The sequence below is a fragment of the Streptomyces cadmiisoli genome (genome assembly GCF_003261055.1).
In the GTDB taxonomy this organism is placed as follows: domain Bacteria; phylum Actinomycetota; class Actinomycetes; order Streptomycetales; family Streptomycetaceae; genus Streptomyces; species Streptomyces cadmiisoli.
Genome location: NZ_CP030073.1, coordinates 2840418 through 2856934, shown reverse-complemented (window position 1 = coordinate 2856934; position 16517 = coordinate 2840418). Strand labels below are relative to the sequence as shown.

The window sequence follows — 16517 nt, the reverse complement described above, 5'->3', positions numbered from 1 at the left end:
CCGGCGGGCGCGCGGTACCGTTCTTGATGTCCCCGCCCATCGAGATGGCGGGGCCATCGATCCCGGGCCGGCGGGTGAACCGGTTCCATACATGTATGTGGGGACGCTGTCCTTCGACCTGCTCCTCGGCGACGTACGGTCGCTGAAGGAGAAGCGCTCCGTCGTCCGCCCGATCGTCGCGGAACTCCAGCGGAAGTTCGCCGTGAGCGCGGCCGAGGTGGACCACGTGGACCTCCACCGAAGGGCCCTCATCGGCCTGGCGGTGGTGTCCGGCGACGCGGGGCATCTGACGGACGTACTGGACCGGTGCGAGCGGCTGGTCGCCGGCCGCCCCGAGGTGGAGCTGCTGTCCGTCAGACGCCGCTTCCACGGCGATGACGACGACTGACCAACAGAACGAAGACAGGAAAGAACGGGAGACGGACCAGTGGCCGACAACGCGCGGGCTAAGAGGCTGGCGGACCTCATCCGAGAGGTGGTGGCCCAGAAGCTGCAGCGCGGGATCAAGGACCCGCGGCTCGGCACGCACGTCACCATCACGGACACCCGGGTGACGGGCGATCTGCGGGAGGCGACCGTCTTCTACACGGTGTACGGCGACGAGGAGGAGCGGGCGGCCGCGGCCGCCGGTCTGGAGAGCGCCAAGGGCATCCTGCGCTCCGAGGTCGGCAGGGCGGCCGGCGTGAAGTTCACGCCGACGCTGACCTTCGTCGCCGACGCGCTCCCGGACAACGCCCGGACCATCGAGGACCTCCTCGACAAGGCCCGTGCCTCCGACGAGAAGGTGCGTGAGGCGGCCACCGGCGCCGCGTACGCCGGGGAAGCCGACCCGTACAAGAAGCCGGGTGAGGACGAGGACGACACGGCCGAATGACCCAGAAGCACACCACGCCCGACGGCCTTGTCATCGTCGACAAGCCGTCGGGCTTCACTTCGCACGACGTGGTCGCCAAGATGCGCGGCATCGCCAGGACGCGCCGCGTCGGCCACGCCGGCACCCTCGATCCGATGGCGACGGGCGTCCTCGTCCTCGGTGTCGAGAAGGCGACCAAGCTCCTCGGGCACCTCGCCCTGACGGAGAAGGAGTACCTGGGCACCGTCCGCCTGGGCCAGACGACGGTGACGGACGACGCCGAGGGTGACGTCACCGCGTCGACCGACGCTTCCAAGGTGACCCGCGAGGCCGTCGACGCGGGGGTCGCGAAGCTGACCGGCGACATCATGCAGGTGCCGTCCAAGGTCAGCGCCATCAAGATCGACGGGGTGCGCTCCTACAAGCGGGCGCGCGAGGGCGAGGAGTTCGACATCCCGGCCCGGCCCGTCACCGTGTCGTCCTTCAGCGTGTACGACGTCCGCGAGGCCGTCGCCGAGGACGGCACCCCCGTGCTCGACCTGGTGGTGTCGGTGGTCTGCTCCTCCGGCACGTACATCCGCGCGCTCGCCCGTGACCTCGGCGCGGACCTGGGCGTGGGCGGGCACCTGACCGCGCTGCGGCGGACCCGTGTCGGGCCGTACCGGCTCGACGCGGCGCGCACCCTGGAACAGCTCCAGGAGGAGCTGACGGTGATGCCGATCGCCGAGGCCGCCGCGGCGGCCTTCCCCCGCTGGGACGTGGACGCCAGACGGGCCCGGCTGCTGACCAACGGCGTCCGGCTCGACATGCCCGACCAGTACGCGGGCGCCGGCACGGTGGCCGTCTTCGGTCCCGAGGGCGGCTTCCTCGCGCTGGTCGAGGAGCACCGGGGCAAGGCCAAGAGCCTCGCCGTGTTCGCCTGACCCCCGAGGGCCGGTCCCCACCGGCCCGGCTGGGGTCGGGCCCGCGCGGTGCTGCCCGTGGAGCGGCGGTCACGGGGTCCTCCTCTGCCGCCGCTCCACGGTCCCCCTCGGTTCCCCCACCCCTAGGGTGTATCCAACGTCCCCCGTCCATTCACCCGTCCGGGCAGGCGCTCGGAGTGAACCGGGGGAGTGCAAGGGGGCGCGTTCACCTCGAGATCTGTCCCCCTGATCATCCCGCGCCTACCGTCGAACGAAGGGCACGCACGCCCGTACGGCACGGCGGGGGAGGTTCGACCATGGCGGGACGTGGCCGGCGGACCGGAGGCACCCGCCGGACGCCGCAGGACACGCGGACGGCGCGGCACGAGGACGCTCCATGGACAGGGCCGGCACCGGGTGACGGCGCCCTGGTGCGCATCCACGACCTCGCCGGACGCCCGCGCGGCACCGGCTTCTTCGCCGACCACCACGGCACGGTCCTCACCAGCCACGAGACCGTCGACGGTCTCGTCCGCCTCGTGCTGCGCGATTCCGGGGGCCGCAGCTGCGTCGTCACCGCCGACGCGGTGACCCCGCTGCCCGAGATCGATCTGGCCCTCGTGCGCACCGAGGGACTGCGGGCCGAGCCGCTGCCCATCACCGCGCGGGACCGCATCGCGAACGGGACGTACGTGCGGATCGCCGCCGGGTGCTGGCGCGAGGCCCGTGTGCTGGGCGCCACCAGCGTGACGTACACGGCCACGGACCGCTTCCATCTCCTCGACGACGTACTGGAGTTGGCGATCGGTACGGCAGGCCGGGACGCGCTCAGGCTCGGCGGCGGCGCGGCCGGCGGACCGGTGATCGACGCCTCGACCGGCGCGGTGGTCGCCGTGCTGGGCACCGCCCTGCAGACCGGCCGGCGCGACATCGGGTTCGCCGTCACGCCCCGCCGTACCGAGAGCGGTCCGCTCGCCGAACTCCTCGCCCGCAACGCCGCGACGGTTCCGGCGTACGGCGCCGACCTCAACCTCGCCGGAGTGCTGGAACTGACCGCCACCTCGGTCGGGCAGGACGGTCCGCCCGGGACTCTCGCGGGCCACCTCGGCGGCACGGGTGCCGCGGCGTGCGGTGAGGTCGAGCCGGTCGAACGGGCCGAGACGGTGGGGGAGTTCGCCGCGTTCACGGTGGGCCCCGCCGCCGTCCTGGGTCTCGTCGGGCCGCCGGGCAGCGGCCGGACCACGGAACTCGCTGCGCTGGCCGCCCGCCGTCACCTCGGCCCGGAACCGGCCCCCACACTGTGGCTGCGCGGCGCCGACCTGATGGACGACGACGCCTCGCTGGCGGACGCGGCCGGCCGCGCGCTGACCCGGGCGGCCCGCATCGTGGCCGCGTCCCGGTCCGTCTCTCTGCCCGAGACGGGTGACATCGGCCCGGGCGGTCTCGACGGTCTCGGTCCCGACGGTCCCGTGTCCGGCGGTTCCATGTCCGGCGGGGGTGGCGACGGGGCCGGGGGCACCGGCTCGGGTCCGGGCGGTGCCGGCGGCGGACGGCTGCGGTCCGCGGTGGGTGGTTCCGGCCGGGGGCGGCACGCCGGTCCGGGCCACGGCGGTTCCGGGTGGCGGGGAGCAGACCGGGGCGACACCGAAGCAGGCGGCCGACCGTCCGGCGGGCCCGGCGCCGGGGTGGACGGCGGGGGCGGACGGACGCGTTCCGTGGCGGGCGTGCCCGGTCGGGGACGGCACACCGACGTGGCGCAGGGGAGCCCGGGGAGGCGTGATGCGGACGCGGGGGACGCGCACCTCGTGGATCTTCCCGCCGATCCGGGCGATCCGGACCGTGAGTGCCTGCCCGGCGCCCTGGGTGACACGACGCCCGAGCGTCTCGCCGCCCTCGCCTGCGCCGCCGGACGCCCTTTGCTGCTGCTCCTGGACGGCCCCGAGGAGATGCCGCCGGCGCTGGCCGGCCGGCTCACCGACTGGACGGACGGGACGGCGCGCTGGCTGCGGGAGACGGGTGCGCGGCTGGTGGTGGCCTGCCGCACGGAGTACTGGGAGCGTGCGGGCGCGGAGTTCCCGCCGGAGGTGCTGCACGCGGGCCGGCGGCGCGACCGGGGCCGCGCCGGCCTTCCGCCCTGCGTCCTCCTGGCCGACCTGAGCGAGAGCGAGACCCGCGAGGCCCTGGCCCGCTACGACCTGCCCGACGACGCGCTCACCGCCTCCGACGCCCGCCATCCCCTCACCCTGCGCCTCCTGTCCGAGGTGTGCGCCGCCCACCCGGACGCGCCGGCCGTCATCTCCGTCGACCGGTACGACGTCCTCACCGCCCACCTCGACCTGATGTGCCTGCGCGTCGCGGCACGGCTCGCCGCCGAGCGCGGTCTGCGCGGCACCGCCGTACGGCGGCTGGCGGCGAGGGTGGCCGGACAGGTCCACGAGGCGGCCCGGCGCAGCCTCGGCCGAGGGCAGGGCGAGCTGGACCGGGCGTCGTTCGAGGTCCTGTTCCCGTGGGGGACCGCCCCGGCACGGCTCGGCGGCGGTGCCGGCTGGGCGTCCGCCGTCCTCGCCGAAGGCCTCCTCGTCCCGGCCGGCACCGGCTACCGCTTCGCGCACGAGGAGTTCGCCGACTGGATCCAGGGCATGCACCTCGACCTCGACGACGCCCTGCGCGCGCTGGTGCACAGCGCCCCGCTTCCCGGCCGGCCCCCGTCCGTCCCGCCCCACCGCATCGGCCCCGTCGTCCAGGCCCTCCTCCTCGTCGCCCGTCAGCAGGGCACCGGCCGGCTCGCCCGCCGTCTGGAGGAGCTGACGCACGCTCTGGACGCCGACCCGCGCTCCTGGTGGGCCGCCCGGCTGCTGGCCGAGACGCTGCACGGGGTGCCGGACGCCACGGCGTACGTCGCGGTGCTGCGGCTGCTGGCCGACCGGATCCCGGAATGGCGGCGCCACCAGCAGTTCGTGCCGCAGGAGTTCGGGCCCGCCTTCTGGACGGAGCTGCCGCTGGCCGAGGCCGAGCGCTTCGACCTGCTGCGCCGCCTCGTCCGGGCCGATCCGGCGGGCGGCCCCGGCGATCCGGCGATCGGGCAGGGGCGCTACCTGGACACGGTCTCCCGCCTCCTCGCCCGCGACACCACCGCCGTACAGCCGCATCTGGTGCGCTGGTTCGAGGACGGGCGGGTGCTGCCCGCGACCCCGCGCGCCACCGTCGCCACGGCCGCGCAGGCGCTGCTGCACACGCACCGGCACCGCGCGCTGGACGACCTCACCGAGGCGCTCGTGGCCCACGCGCACCGGCACGGCGACGAACTGCTCGCCGTACTCGCCGAGGAGGAGCCGTCCGCGGTGTGCCGGGCGGTCGACCGGTGGGCGCACGACGACCGGGCGGCGCGGCGGAAAGCCGCGGTGACGTACGGACTGCGGGCCGCCCCGCACGCGCGTACCCAGGCCGACCGCGACCTGCTGCGGTACGCGGCCCTCGCCCTCCTCGCCCGCCCCGCCGACGGCACCCTGCACGGCGGCGCCCTCGGCATCCTCGTCACGGACCCGCGCGCCCGGGCCCGCCACCTGCCGAGAGCGGTCGAGCACTTCGTGGCCGGCGACCCGCGGCTCCCGGCGAGTGCGCTGGCCGCGGCGCTGACGACCCACCCCGAGCCCGTCCTCGGTGCCTTCCGGGCACGCCTGCAGGGCCCGGACGCCGAGGCGGTGCTGCGCGCCCTCGCCGACGTCACGACCCCGGCCCTGGGCCGCCGGGTCGCCGACCTCGTACGGGAGGCCGTGGCCCGGCACCCCGAGCACGCCCCGGCCGTCGCCGCCTACGTCGACCGGCGCCTCGACCAGGGCCCCGCCGCCCACACCTTCCTGTTCCCCCTGGTCACCGGTGTGCTGGACGGCGGACCCGAGCCGGTGCGGACCGCGCTCGCCGCGGTGCTCGCCGGCCCCGGCCCCCTGCGCCGGGAACTGCGCGAGTTCCTCCTCACCCACGAGCGCGACCCGGCGGTCCTGGAGTCGCTGCTGAGGGCCGTCGTACGGAGCGGCGGGGACGAGCCGGGCGAGCTCGTGCGCCGTACCGGCCTGCTCCTGGTCCGCACCCCGGAGGGCGCGACCCGCTTCGACCGCACCCTGGTCGACCTCGGCCGTACGGTGCCCGGATTCGCCGCCCGGGTCACCGGCTGGCTGGCGGACTCGGCGCCGGACTGGGCCGCGGTGGTGGGCCCGAGCGCCCGCCGGACGATCGAGAACCTGGCCGGCGTCCGGATCCCCGCATGACGGCGCACCACCACGTGCGTAGGATCACAGCCCCCATGCCGATGCGGGCCGAACCCTCGCGGCATGGCACCCTTAGACCTGCGTAAGAGGTAGACGACAAGTACCGACACGGGTTCGAGGAGCGGTCACAGTGCAGCGCTGGCGTGGCTTGGAGGACATCCCCCAGGACTGGGGGCGCAGCGTCGTCACCATCGGCTCCTACGACGGTGTCCACCGCGGACACCAGGTGATCATCCGGCACACCGTGGAGCGCGCCCGTGAGCTGGGCGTCCCCGCCGTCGTCGTCACCTTCGACCCGCACCCCAGCGAGGTGGTCCGCCCCGGCAGCCACCCGCCGCTGCTCGCCCCGCACCACCGCCGTGCCGAGCTGATGGCGGAGCTGGGCGTGGACGCGGTCCTGATCCTCCCGTTCACGGCGGAGTTCTCGAAGCTCTCACCGGCCGACTTCGTTGTGAAGGTGCTGGTCGACAAGCTGCACGCCAAGGGGGTCGTCGAGGGGCCGAACTTCCGCTTCGGCCACAAGGCGGCGGGCAACGTGGACTTCCTCGCCGAGCAGGGCAAGGTCTACGACTTCGACGTCGAGGTCGTCGACCTGTTCGTCTCCGGCGACGCGGGCGGCGGCGAGCCGTTCTCCTCCACGCTGACCCGGCGGCTGGTCGGCCAGGGCGACGTGGCGGGCGCCGCCGAGATCCTCGGGCGTCCGCATCGCGTCGAGGGCGTCGTCGTCCGCGGCGCACAGCGCGGCCGTGAGCTGGGCTTCCCGACGGCCAACGTCGAGACGCTGCCGCACACCGCGATCCCGGCCGACGGGGTGTACGCCGGGTGGCTGCACGTCGAGGGCGAGGCGATGCCCGCCGCGATCTCCGTCGGCACGAACCCGCAGTTCGACGGCACGGAGCGCACGGTGGAGGCGTACGCCATCGACCGCGTGGGCCTGGACCTGTACGGCCTGCACGTCGCCGTCGACTTCCTGACCTTCGTACGCGGCCAGGCCAAGTTCGACACGCTGGAGGCCCTGCTGGAGCAGATGGCCGAGGACGTCAAGAAGTGCCGGGAGCTGATCGCGGCGGCACGGTAGTCGTCCGTCGGACGCCGAAAGGGCGGCCGGTGCCTGTGGGGCACCGGCCGCCCTTCGCGTGGGACCGCGGCCGCTACTGCTGGGGCGGCTGCTGCGGGTACCCCTCGCCCGGCTGCGGGTGGGCCTGACCCGGCTGCGGGTACCCGGGCTGACCGGGCACGCCCGGCTGTGCTTGCGCCTGACCGGGCTGCGGGTACGCCTCACCGGCCTGGGGATGGGCCTGGCCCGGCTGAGGGTAGGCCTGGCCCGGCTGAGGGTAGGGCTGACCGGTCGGCGGGTACGGCTGCGGCTGACCGGGGTGCGCGGGCGGCGGGTACGCCTGGCCGGGCTGCTGGTACGGCTGCGCGGGCTGGCCGGGGGCGCCGGGCTGCGGGTACGGCTGGCCGGGGGCGCCGGGCTGCGGGTAGGGGTGGGCGGAGTCGCCCGGGACGCCGGGCTGCGGGTACGCCTGGCCCGGCTGCGGGTACGGCTGCCCGGGCAGCGGCTGGCCCGGGAGCGGCGGCGCGGCCACCGGCGGCGGGTTGCCGTCGTTCGTCCACAGACCGTGCATCTGCTGGTGACGGACGAAGTCCTCGGCGACCATCGCCGCCAGGTTGAAGTACGACTCCCGCACCTTCGGCCGCATCATGTCGAGGTCGACCTCGGCACCGGCGGAGAGGTGCTCGTCGAACGGCACCACGACGACACCGCGGCAGCGGGTCTCGAAGTGGCTGACGATGTCATCAACCTTGATCATCTTTCCGGTCTCGCGCACACCCGAGATGACCGTGATCGACCGCGAGACGAGATCGGCGTAGCCGTGCGCCGACAGCCAGTCCAGCGTCGTACTGGCGCTGCTCGCACCGTCCACGGACGGCGTGGAGATGATGATGAGCTGGTCGGCGAGGTCGAGCACACCGCGCATCGCGCTGTAGAGCAGACCGGTGCCCGAGTCGGTGAGGATGATCGGGTACTGCTTGCCCAGCACGTCGATCGCGCGCCGGTAGTCCTCGTCGTTGAACGTGGTGGACACGGCGGGGTCGACGTCGTTGGCGATGATCTCCAGGCCGGACGGGGCCTGCGAGGTGAACCGCCGGATGTCCATGTACGAGTTCAGGTACGGGATCGCCTGGACCAGGTCGCGGATGGTGGCCCCGGTCTCGCGGCGCACGCGCCGGCCGAGTGTTCCGGCGTCCGGGTTGGCGTCGATCGCGAGGATCTTGTCCTGCCGCTCGCTGGCGAGCGTGGAGCCCAGCGCGGTGGTCGTCGTGGTCTTGCCGACACCGCCCTTGAGGCTGATCACGGCGATGCGGTAGCAGGACAGCACCGGCGTCCGGATCAGCTGCAACTTCTGCTGCCGCTCCGCCTCCTCCTTCTTGCCGCCGAGCTTGAACCGCGACCCCGCCGTCGGCCGACCGCTTTTCGGCTTCTGCCGCTTGTTGTTGAGCAGTCGGTCGGAGGAGAGCTCCACGGCCGCCGTGTAACCGAGGGGCGCCGCACCCGGGTTGACGGGCTGGCGCTGGTCGTGCTGCACGGGCTGCGGCCAGGCGGTGCCGACCCGGGGGTCCACCGGCCGCTGCGGGGGCTGGGCCTGCGGGGCGCCCTGCGAGGGCTGACCGGCGAAGCCCTGCGGGGCTCCCTGGGCAGGAACGGCCGGGTTCTGCGCGTCCGGTTGCGGCTGAGCCTGAGGCTGCGCCGGCTGCGGGGGTACGCCGGGGTGCATCTGCTGTCCGGGCTGTTCCGGCTGCCCGTGCTGTTGCGGGAAGCCGTAGCCCCCGGGCTGGGCGGGGATGTGGGGGCTCGCCGGGGCGGGGTGCTGCGCGACGGGAGCCGGGGCGCCGGGCTGGGGGAAGCCGTAGGCGGCGGGGGCCTGCGGCTGCGGTGTCGCGGGCGCCGGCGGGATGTTCGAGGGGGCGGCTGCGGCCGGGTCCCCGGGGTGCGGGAAGCCGTAACCGGCGGGGGCCTGCGGCTGCGGGGCGGCGGACGGTGCCTGCTCCGGACGGGCGTCGGCGGCGGGGACCGGGGCGCCCGGGGGGAAGCCGTAGCCGCTCTGGGCGTCGGGCACACCGGGCTGCGGGAAGCCGTACCCCTGCTGCGGGTCGGGCACCGGCGCGCCGGCGGGCGGCTGGGTGCCCGGAGCCGCAGCGCCGGGCTGCGGGAAGCCGGGGGCCGGGTGCGGCACCGGCGGCGTCTGAGCGGGCGGCGGGGTCCACGCGGCCGGCGCGGGCTGCGGCGGCTGAGGCTGGAACGACGGCTGCTGCGGCGGCTGAAGCGGGAACGACGGCTGTGGCGGCTGCTGCGGCACGTGCGGCTGGGGCGGGACCGGCGGCTGCTGAGCGGGCACGTGCGGCCCGTTCTGCGCCGCTACCGGTTCCGTGTGCGGCACCTGGGGCTGCGCGGGCCAGTGGGCGGCGGGCGCCGGTGCCGCGGGCTGGTACGACGGCGGCAGCGGCGGTACTCCGCCCTGCGCCGCGGGTGAGGGAGTCCACGCGGGCGGCGTGTCCTGCGGGGCCTCGGCGGCGGCCGGCACCGCGTCCTCGGGGGAACCGTCTTCGGCAGCTCCGTCAACCGGGATCGCGTCCGCGGGTACGGCGTCGCTGGGTACGGCGTCCGCGGGCACGGCGTCCGTCGGCTCGGCGTCGGCCGGTTCGATCGCAGCCGGTACGTCGTCGGTCGGTTCGGCCTCCTCGGCGTCGGCGCCCTTGTTCTCGGAGCCGTCGTCGTGGGAGCCGTCGTCGTGGGAGTCGTGGTCGTCGGAGGCCTGGTCTTCGGAAGTCGCGTCCTCGGAGGTCACGTCCTCGGAGGTCGCGTTCTCGGACAGCTCGTCGTCGGACTGCTCGTCGTCGGACGGGTCGGCATCCGCGGGAACGGCGTCCTGCGGTACGGACGCGGGCTCGTCGTGTTCGGCATCGGCCGTCTCGGCCTGCCCGGCCTCCTCGGCCAACTCGGGCTCAGAGTGGTCCGGTTCCGCCTGTGCGGTGTCCGCGCTCGGAGTGTCGACATCCGCGGCGTCGACGTCGTTGCTCTCACCGGCGGTGTCGTCCTCGTCGGTGCTGTCACGGCCCTCGCCCGAGGGCTCGGTCGGGTCCTCATCCCCACCGTCGGAGGCAGCGGCATCGGCCGTACGGTCCGCGATCTGCCGCTTGAGGGCGACCGCGGAGAACCGCATGGTGGCGCCGCTCTCCAAGTCACCGTTGCCGGAACCTGCGTCATCCGCGGCGGCGTCGGCCGCGCTCACGGCGTCCGAACTCCCGGAAGGCTCCGACGTCGCGCCGGACTCCGGGGTCTCCGGGGTCTCCGGGGACTCCGGGGACTCCGGGAACTGCGAGGTTTCCGAAACCGCCGGTGCCGCGAACCCACCGACCGGAATGCTCGGCACGGCGGCCGGAGAGGCGGCATCGGCGGGCGAAGCGATGCGATCGGCCGCCGAGGGGGCGGGATCGGCGGGAGCACCCGTCCCGGCCTGCGGCTCGAACCCGCTCCCGACCGGAAGCCTGGGCACGGCACCCGCGTCACCGGCCGGCGGCACGGGCGGAGTGAAGGGCGCGCCGGGCGCCGGAGCCGGCGGCGGCGGAGTGAAGGCGGCACCGGGCGCGGGTGCGGGCGGCGGCGGAGTGAACGGCGCACCGGGCGCGGGCGCCGGTGGCGGCGGGGTGAAGGGCGCACCAGGGGCGGGTGCGGGCGGCGGCGGGGTGAAGGGCGCACCGGGCACCGAGTGAACCGGCGGAGTCAGCCCCGGCAGGTACTCCGGCGGCGCGGGCGACGGCGGCACAGCGGGGGCGGACGGCGACGGCGCGGGCGCGGCGGGCGAGCCCGGTGATGCGCCCGGGAAAGGCGAAGAAGACGACGGCGATGACGACGGGGACGACGGCGATGGTGATGAAGAAGCCGACGACGACCCACTCGACGCGTTCTGCGTGTACCAGGCGGGCGGCGCGTAGTCGATGGTGAACTCGCCCGTCGTCTCGATGGCGGACTCCGCGTCGGGCTGGTCATCGCCGGGCGTCGCCCAGCCCCCGCGGATCCCGTCCCGATCGCTGCTCACAGTTCCTCCTGGTGTGGTCGAGCACCCTCATGTCGTACTGGGGGCGACCTTTGCTCGTCTTCCGAAGTCGTGCGAGGTCGTTTCGATGTCGTCCGATCCACGGTCGTCCGATCCACCGGCTCTCCCCCTGAGACGCCGACGCCCGCTCCACGGGTTCTGGCGTCGCGCCCGGTCCCAGCCTAGTCACCACAAGTGCCGCCCCGGCAGGCCCGGCCACCCCTCAGCCCACGTCCGCTGCGTGACAGCCTGCCCCGAACTGCCCCTGCACAGGCCTCGATACGGTGAACAAACCGGGCGATACCCGTGAAGCCCGCCTATCGGAACGGAGGTTGGGCGCGCTGGTACGCAGTGGCCGGAAGTGAGCGCACACGCTCCACGGCCGACACGACAGGGCCGATTCGGAACGTCGGGGCGGACTCGTTGCACGAAAAGGACCGACGGGTGCCGGCGCACGACGACGGGGTGGGACCGCTGTCCGGTCCCACCCCGTCGTCGACGTGCCGTCCGTCATCGCCCCCGCGTCATCGCGCGTCCGGCTTTCCTCGGCCGCGCGTCACTGCGCGTCCGGCCCTCCTCGGCCCGGTGCCGGGTCGAGGTCGAACTCCCCGTCCCGTGCGCCCAGCACGAAGGCGCGCCACTCCGCCTCGGTGTAGCGCAGCACGGTGCCCGGGTCGAGGGACGAGCGCATGGCCACCGCACCGTCGGGAAGGTGGGCGATCTCGACCCGCTCCTCGTGGTGCTCGGTGCCGGGCGCGCTCTGCCACTGGACGTCCGAGATGTCCAACGCGTAGAGCTCGTCCCGCTCGCGCTCCTTGCGTGCCTTCGTCTCCGCTTCCGTCTCCGTCATGCCGAAGCGACCCCTTCCCGGCTTCCCGTCCCGGCTTCCCGGCGTACGTAACGATCCGATCGCTCACCCTAGTGGCCGTGTCCGGGCCGGTCGGGCGGTTCGCGGACCGTGGGACGGGCGGGCTTCACCTGCTGGTACCCTGGCTGACGGCCGTTTGTGTACGCACCCCTGGAGCGCCGCTCCGGAGGCCGCGCCCAGCGGATCCCCGCCTCCCGAGTAACGGAAGCCTCCCCGAGATGAAGACCGGGGGCACTCGGTGGCCACTCACAGACCATGAGGAGTACGCGTGTCGCTCGACGCCGCTACGAAGAAGCAGATCATTTCCGAGTTCGGTACCAAGGAGGGTGACACCGGCACCCCCGAGGTCCAGGTCGCTCTGCTGTCCCGTCGGATCTCCGACCTGACCGAGCACCTCAAGACCCACAAGCACGACCACCACTCCCGCCGCGGTCTCCTGATCCTGGTCGGTCAGCGCCGTCGCCTGCTGCAGTACCTGGCGAAGAAGGACATCCAGCGCTTCCGTGCGCTGGTCGACCGCCTCGGCATCCGCCGCGGTGCGGCCGGCGCCAAGTAACACGCCGAGAAGGGAGCGGTTCCCACCGTTACAGGGGGCCGCTCCCTTTGCCGTACGTGCGGAAACGTGCGCAGTGTCACTGCCCCTTTGTAGTGTGGTAGCACAACGCAATACGTACGACACAACGTGATGGCGCGTACCCGTGGGGTATGGCGGAATCACAAAGACGAACGAGGAGAAGCGCACCTCGCCGCCGCCGGTCCTCGGTAGTGGCCCCCGGGGGAGTGCCCCGGGTGCTTCGATCGAAGACCGGCCCGCACCAGACGGAGCGCTTCTCCGCCACCGTCCCCCCGGCCAATACGGGCGAGGAGGGACGAAGACGAGGAGAAAACGCTAGTGGAGAACGAGACCCACTACGCCGAGGCCGTCATCGACAATGGCGCCTTCGGCACCCGCACCATCCGCTTCGAGACGGGCCGCCTGGCCAAGCAGGCCGCCGGTTCCGCCGTGGCGTACCTGGACGACGACACCATGGTGCTGTCGGCCACCACCGCCTCCAAGCAGCCCAAGGACCAGCTCGACTTCTTCCCCCTGACGGTCGACGTCGAGGAGCGGATGTACGCGGCCGGCAAGATCCCCGGCAGCTTCTTCCGCCGCGAGGGCCGGCCCTCCGAGGACGCGATCCTCACCTGCCGCCTCATCGACCGCCCGCTGCGCCCGTCCTTCAAGAAGGGCCTGCGCAACGAGATCCAGGTCGTCGCGACGATCATGGCGCTCAACCCCGACCACCTGTACGACGTCGTGGCGATCAACGCCGCCTCCGCGTCGACGCAGCTGGCCGGTCTGCCCTTCTCCGGCCCGATCGGCGGCGTCCGCGTCGCGCTGATCCGCGGCCAGTGGGTGGCCTTCCCGACGCACACCGAGCTCGAGGACGCCGTCTTCGACATGGTCGTCGCGGGCCGCACCCTGGAGGACGGCGACGTCGCGATCATGATGGTCGAGGCCGAGGCCACCGACCAGACGATCAAGCTGGTCGACGGTGGTGCCGAGGCGCCGACCGAAGAGGTCGTCGCCGCCGGTCTGGACGCCGCGAAGCCCTTCATCAAGGTCCTGTGCAAGGCCCAGGCCGACCTCGCCGCGAAGGCCGCCAAGCCGACCGGCGAGTTCCCGATCTTCCTGGACTACCAGGACGACGTCCTGGAGGCGCTCAGCGCCGCCGTCCGCCCCGAGCTGGCCCAGGCGCTCACCATCGCCGCCAAGCAGGAGCGCGAGTCCGAGCTGGACCGGGTGAAGTCGCTCGCCGCCGAGAAGCTCCTGCCGGAGTTCGAGGGCCGCGAGAAGGAGATCTCCGCCGCGTACCGCTCGCTGACCAAGCAGCTGGTCCGGGAGCGCGTGATCAAGGAGAAGAAGCGCATCGACGGCCGCGGTGTCACCGACATCCGCACGCTGGCCGCCGAGGTCGAGGCCATCCCGCGGGTGCACGGTTCCGCGGTGTTCGAGCGTGGCGAGACCCAGATCCTGGGCGTCACCACCCTGAACATGCTCCGTATGGAGCAGCAGCTGGACACCCTCTCGCCGGTGACCCGCAAGCGCTACATGCACAACTACAACTTCCCGCCGTACTCCACCGGTGAGACCGGTCGCGTCGGCTCCCCGAAGCGCCGCGAGATCGGCCACGGCGCGCTCGCCGAGCGCGCCCTCGTGCCGGTCCTGCCGTCCCGCGAGGAGTTCCCCTACGCGATCCGCCAGGTCTCCGAGGCGCTGAGCTCCAACGGCTCGACGTCCATGGGCTCGGTCTGCGCCTCCACCATGTCGCTGCTGAACGCCGGTGTGCCGCTGAAGGCCCCGGTCGCGGGCATCGCGATGGGCCTGATCTCCCAGGAGATCGACGGCGAGACGCACTACGTCACCCTCACCGACATCCTCGGTGCGGAGGACGCCTTCGGTGACATGGACTTCAAGGTCGCCGGCACCAAGGAGTTCGTGACCGCCCTCCAGCTCGACACCAAGCTGGACGGCATCCCGGCCTCCGTCCTGGCCGCCGCCCTGAAGCAGGCCCGCGACGCGCGTCTCCACATCCTCGACGTGATGATGGAGGCCATCGACCGGCCCGACGAGATGTCCCCCAACGCGCCGCGGATCATCACCGTGAAGATCCCGGTCGACAAGATCGGTGAGGTCATCGGCCCCAAGGGCAAGATGATCAACCAGATCCAGGAGGACACCGGCGCCGAGATCACCATCGAGGACGACGGCACCATCTACATCGGTGCCGCCGACGGTCCCGCCGCCGAGGCCGCCCGCGCCACGATCAACGGCATCGCCAACCCGACGATGCCCGAGGTCGGCGAGCGCTACCTCGGCACGGTCGTGAAGACGACCACCTTCGGCGCGTTCGTGTCGCTGCTCCCGGGCAAGGACGGTCTGCTGCACATCTCGCAGATCCGCAAGCTGGCCGGCGGCAAGCGCGTGGAGAACGTCGAGGACGTCCTCGGTGTGGGCCAGAAGGTCCAGGTCGAGATCGCCGAGATCGACTCCCGCGGCAAGCTCTCCCTGATCCCCGTGATCGAGGGTGAGGAAGGCGCATCCGACGGCGGCTCCGCCGCGGGCTCGGACAAGAAGGACGACGCCGACCAGTGACGTCCCGTAGCACCAGGACGACGGCCCGCACCTCTTCGGAGGCGCGGGCCGTCGCCCGTACCCAAACCCTCGTCAAGGGCACGAACGGCATCGGCACGGTCCGCAAGACCACCCTCCCCGGCGGCCTGCGCGTCGTCACCGAGACCCTGCCGTCCGTGCGCTCCGCCACCTTCGGCATCTGGGCGCACGTCGGCTCCCGCGACGAGACCCCCGCGCTCAACGGCGCCACGCACTACCTGGAGCACCTGCTCTTCAAGGGCACGTCGCGCCGCAGCGCACTCGACATCTCCTCGGCGCTCGACGCCGTCGGCGGCGAGATGAACGCGTTCACGGCCAAGGAGTACACGTGCTACTACGCGCGCGTGCTCGACACCGACCTGCCCCTGGCCATCGACGTCGTCTGCGACATGCTGACCGGCTCGCTGATCCTGGAGCAGGACGTCAACGTCGAGCGCGGCGCGATCCTCGAAGAGATCGCGATGACCGAGGACGACCCGGGCGACTGCGTGCACGACCTGTTCGCGCACACCATGTTCGGCGACAACCCCCTCGGCCGCCCCGTCCTCGGCACGGTCGACACGGTCAACGCCCTGACCGCCGACCGCATCCGCCGCTTCTACCGCAAGCACTACGACCCGACCCACCTGGTCGTCGCCGCCGCCGGCAACGTCGACCACCACAAGGTCGTACGACAGGTCCGCGCCGCCTTCGAGCGGGCCGGTGCCCTGAAGGACCTGGACGCCATTCCGATCGCCCCGCGCGACGGACGGCGCACCATCCGCACGGCGGGCCGTGTCGAACTGCTCGGCCGCAAGACGGAGCAGGCCCATGTCGTGCTCGGCATGCCGGGTCTGGCCCGCACGGACGAGCGCCGCTGGGCTCTCGGCGTGCTCACCACCGCCCTCGGCGGCGGTATGTCCTCCCGCCTCTTCCAGGAGGTCCGCGAGAAGCGCGGCCTGGCCTACAGCGTGTACGCGTACACGTCCGGCTTCGCCGACTGCGGTCTGTTCGGCGTGTACGCCGGCTGCCGGCCGTCGCAGGTGCACGACGTGCTGAAGATCTGCCGCGACGAACTCGACCAGGTCGCCGAGCACGGACTGGCCGACGAGGAGATCGAGCGGGCCATCGGCCAGCTGCGGGGATCCACGGTCCTCGGCCTGGAGGACACCGGCGCGCTGATGAACCGCATCGGCAAGAGCGAGCTGTGCTGGGGGGAGCAGATGTCGGTCGACGACATGCTGACCCGGATGGCGGCGGTCACCGCGGACGACATCCGCGCGGTCGCCCGGGACATCCTGGGACAGCGGCCCTCCCTGTCGGTCATCGGTCCCCTGAAGGACAAGCAGGCGTCCCGGCTGCACGACGCCGTCGCCTGACCCCCCGTATCCGGTAAG

10 protein-coding genes are annotated in these 16517 nt (G+C 73.2%); 8 read left to right on the top strand and 2 right to left on the bottom strand.

Going from position 1 to position 16517, the window contains the following annotated elements:
• Nucleotides 1-91 precede the first annotated feature (91 nt).
• The 5 genes from DN051_RS11900 to DN051_RS11880 all read left to right on the top strand — a co-directional run bounded on the left by DN051_RS11900 (nucleotide 92) and on the right by DN051_RS11880 (nucleotide 7098).
• Nucleotides 92-388 carry a DUF503 domain-containing protein gene (locus tag DN051_RS11900; protein WP_053763269.1) on the top strand — a complete coding sequence of 99 codons (297 nt, stop codon included), beginning with the start codon at nucleotides 92-94 and terminating at the stop codon, nucleotides 386-388.
• Nucleotides 389-427: 39 nt separating this feature from the next.
• Nucleotides 428-874 carry a 30S ribosome-binding factor RbfA gene (gene rbfA / locus DN051_RS11895; protein WP_053763270.1) on the top strand — a complete coding sequence of 149 codons (447 nt, stop codon included), beginning with the start codon at nucleotides 428-430 and terminating at the stop codon, nucleotides 872-874.
• Nucleotides 871-1776 (top strand): tRNA pseudouridine(55) synthase TruB, encoded by a 906-nt coding sequence (gene truB / locus DN051_RS11890; RefSeq protein ID WP_112438675.1) that lies wholly within the window; start codon nucleotides 871-873, stop codon nucleotides 1774-1776. The genes rbfA and truB overlap by 4 nt, the downstream gene beginning before the upstream one ends.
• Nucleotides 1777-2072: 296 nt before the next feature.
• On the top strand, nucleotides 2073-6020 hold the full coding sequence (locus DN051_RS11885; protein ID WP_162624910.1) for a serine protease: 3948 nt from the start codon (nucleotides 2073-2075) through the stop codon (nucleotides 6018-6020).
• 130 nt (nucleotides 6021-6150) lie between these two features.
• Nucleotides 6151-7098 carry a bifunctional riboflavin kinase/FAD synthetase gene (locus DN051_RS11880; RefSeq protein ID WP_112438674.1) on the top strand — a complete coding sequence of 316 codons (948 nt, stop codon included), beginning with the start codon at nucleotides 6151-6153 and terminating at the stop codon, nucleotides 7096-7098.
• A 73-nt stretch (nucleotides 7099-7171) separates the two neighbouring features.
• On the opposite strand, the gene DN051_RS11875 is transcribed toward DN051_RS11880, so the two are convergent.
• Nucleotides 7172-11122 (bottom strand): SCO5717 family growth-regulating ATPase, encoded by a 3951-nt coding sequence (locus DN051_RS11875; protein WP_112438673.1) that lies wholly within the window; start codon nucleotides 11120-11122, stop codon nucleotides 7172-7174.
• Between the two features lie 553 nt (nucleotides 11123-11675).
• The gene (locus tag DN051_RS11870) at nucleotides 11676-11969 is read right to left on the bottom strand and encodes a DUF397 domain-containing protein (protein WP_112438672.1); all 294 of its coding nucleotides are present in this window, start codon (nucleotides 11967-11969) and stop codon (nucleotides 11676-11678) included.
• Between the two features lie 286 nt (nucleotides 11970-12255).
• Between DN051_RS11870 and rpsO the strand changes: the two genes are divergently transcribed.
• The 3 genes from rpsO to DN051_RS11855 all read left to right on the top strand — a co-directional run bounded on the left by rpsO (nucleotide 12256) and on the right by DN051_RS11855 (nucleotide 16499).
• Nucleotides 12256-12543 carry a 30S ribosomal protein S15 gene (gene rpsO, locus DN051_RS11865; protein ID WP_053763275.1) on the top strand — a complete coding sequence of 96 codons (288 nt, stop codon included), beginning with the start codon at nucleotides 12256-12258 and terminating at the stop codon, nucleotides 12541-12543.
• Between the two features lie 336 nt (nucleotides 12544-12879).
• Nucleotides 12880-15123: a polyribonucleotide nucleotidyltransferase gene (locus DN051_RS11860; protein ID WP_053763276.1), complete on the top strand. Its 2244-nt coding sequence runs from the start codon at nucleotides 12880-12882 to the stop codon at nucleotides 15121-15123.
• On the top strand, nucleotides 15120-16499 hold the full coding sequence (locus DN051_RS11855) for a M16 family metallopeptidase (RefSeq protein ID WP_053763277.1): 1380 nt from the start codon (nucleotides 15120-15122) through the stop codon (nucleotides 16497-16499). Before DN051_RS11860 ends, DN051_RS11855 begins: the two co-directional genes overlap by 4 nt.
• Nucleotides 16500-16517 lie beyond the last annotated feature (18 nt).

Bases quoted from the DNA above. Each gene is read 5' to 3' on its own strand.
- truB (WP_112438675.1), top strand. From the start codon at position 871: ATGACCCAGAAGCACACCACGCCCGACGGCCTTGTCATCGTCGACAAG.
- DN051_RS11885 (WP_162624910.1), top strand. From the start codon at position 2,073: ATGGCGGGACGTGGCCGGCGGACCGGAGGCACCCGCCGGACGCCGCAG.
- DN051_RS11870 (WP_112438672.1), bottom strand. From the start codon at position 11,969: ATGACGGAGACGGAAGCGGAGACGAAGGCACGCAAGGAGCGCGAGCGG.
- DN051_RS11900 (WP_053763269.1), top strand. From the start codon at position 92: ATGTATGTGGGGACGCTGTCCTTCGACCTGCTCCTCGGCGACGTACGG.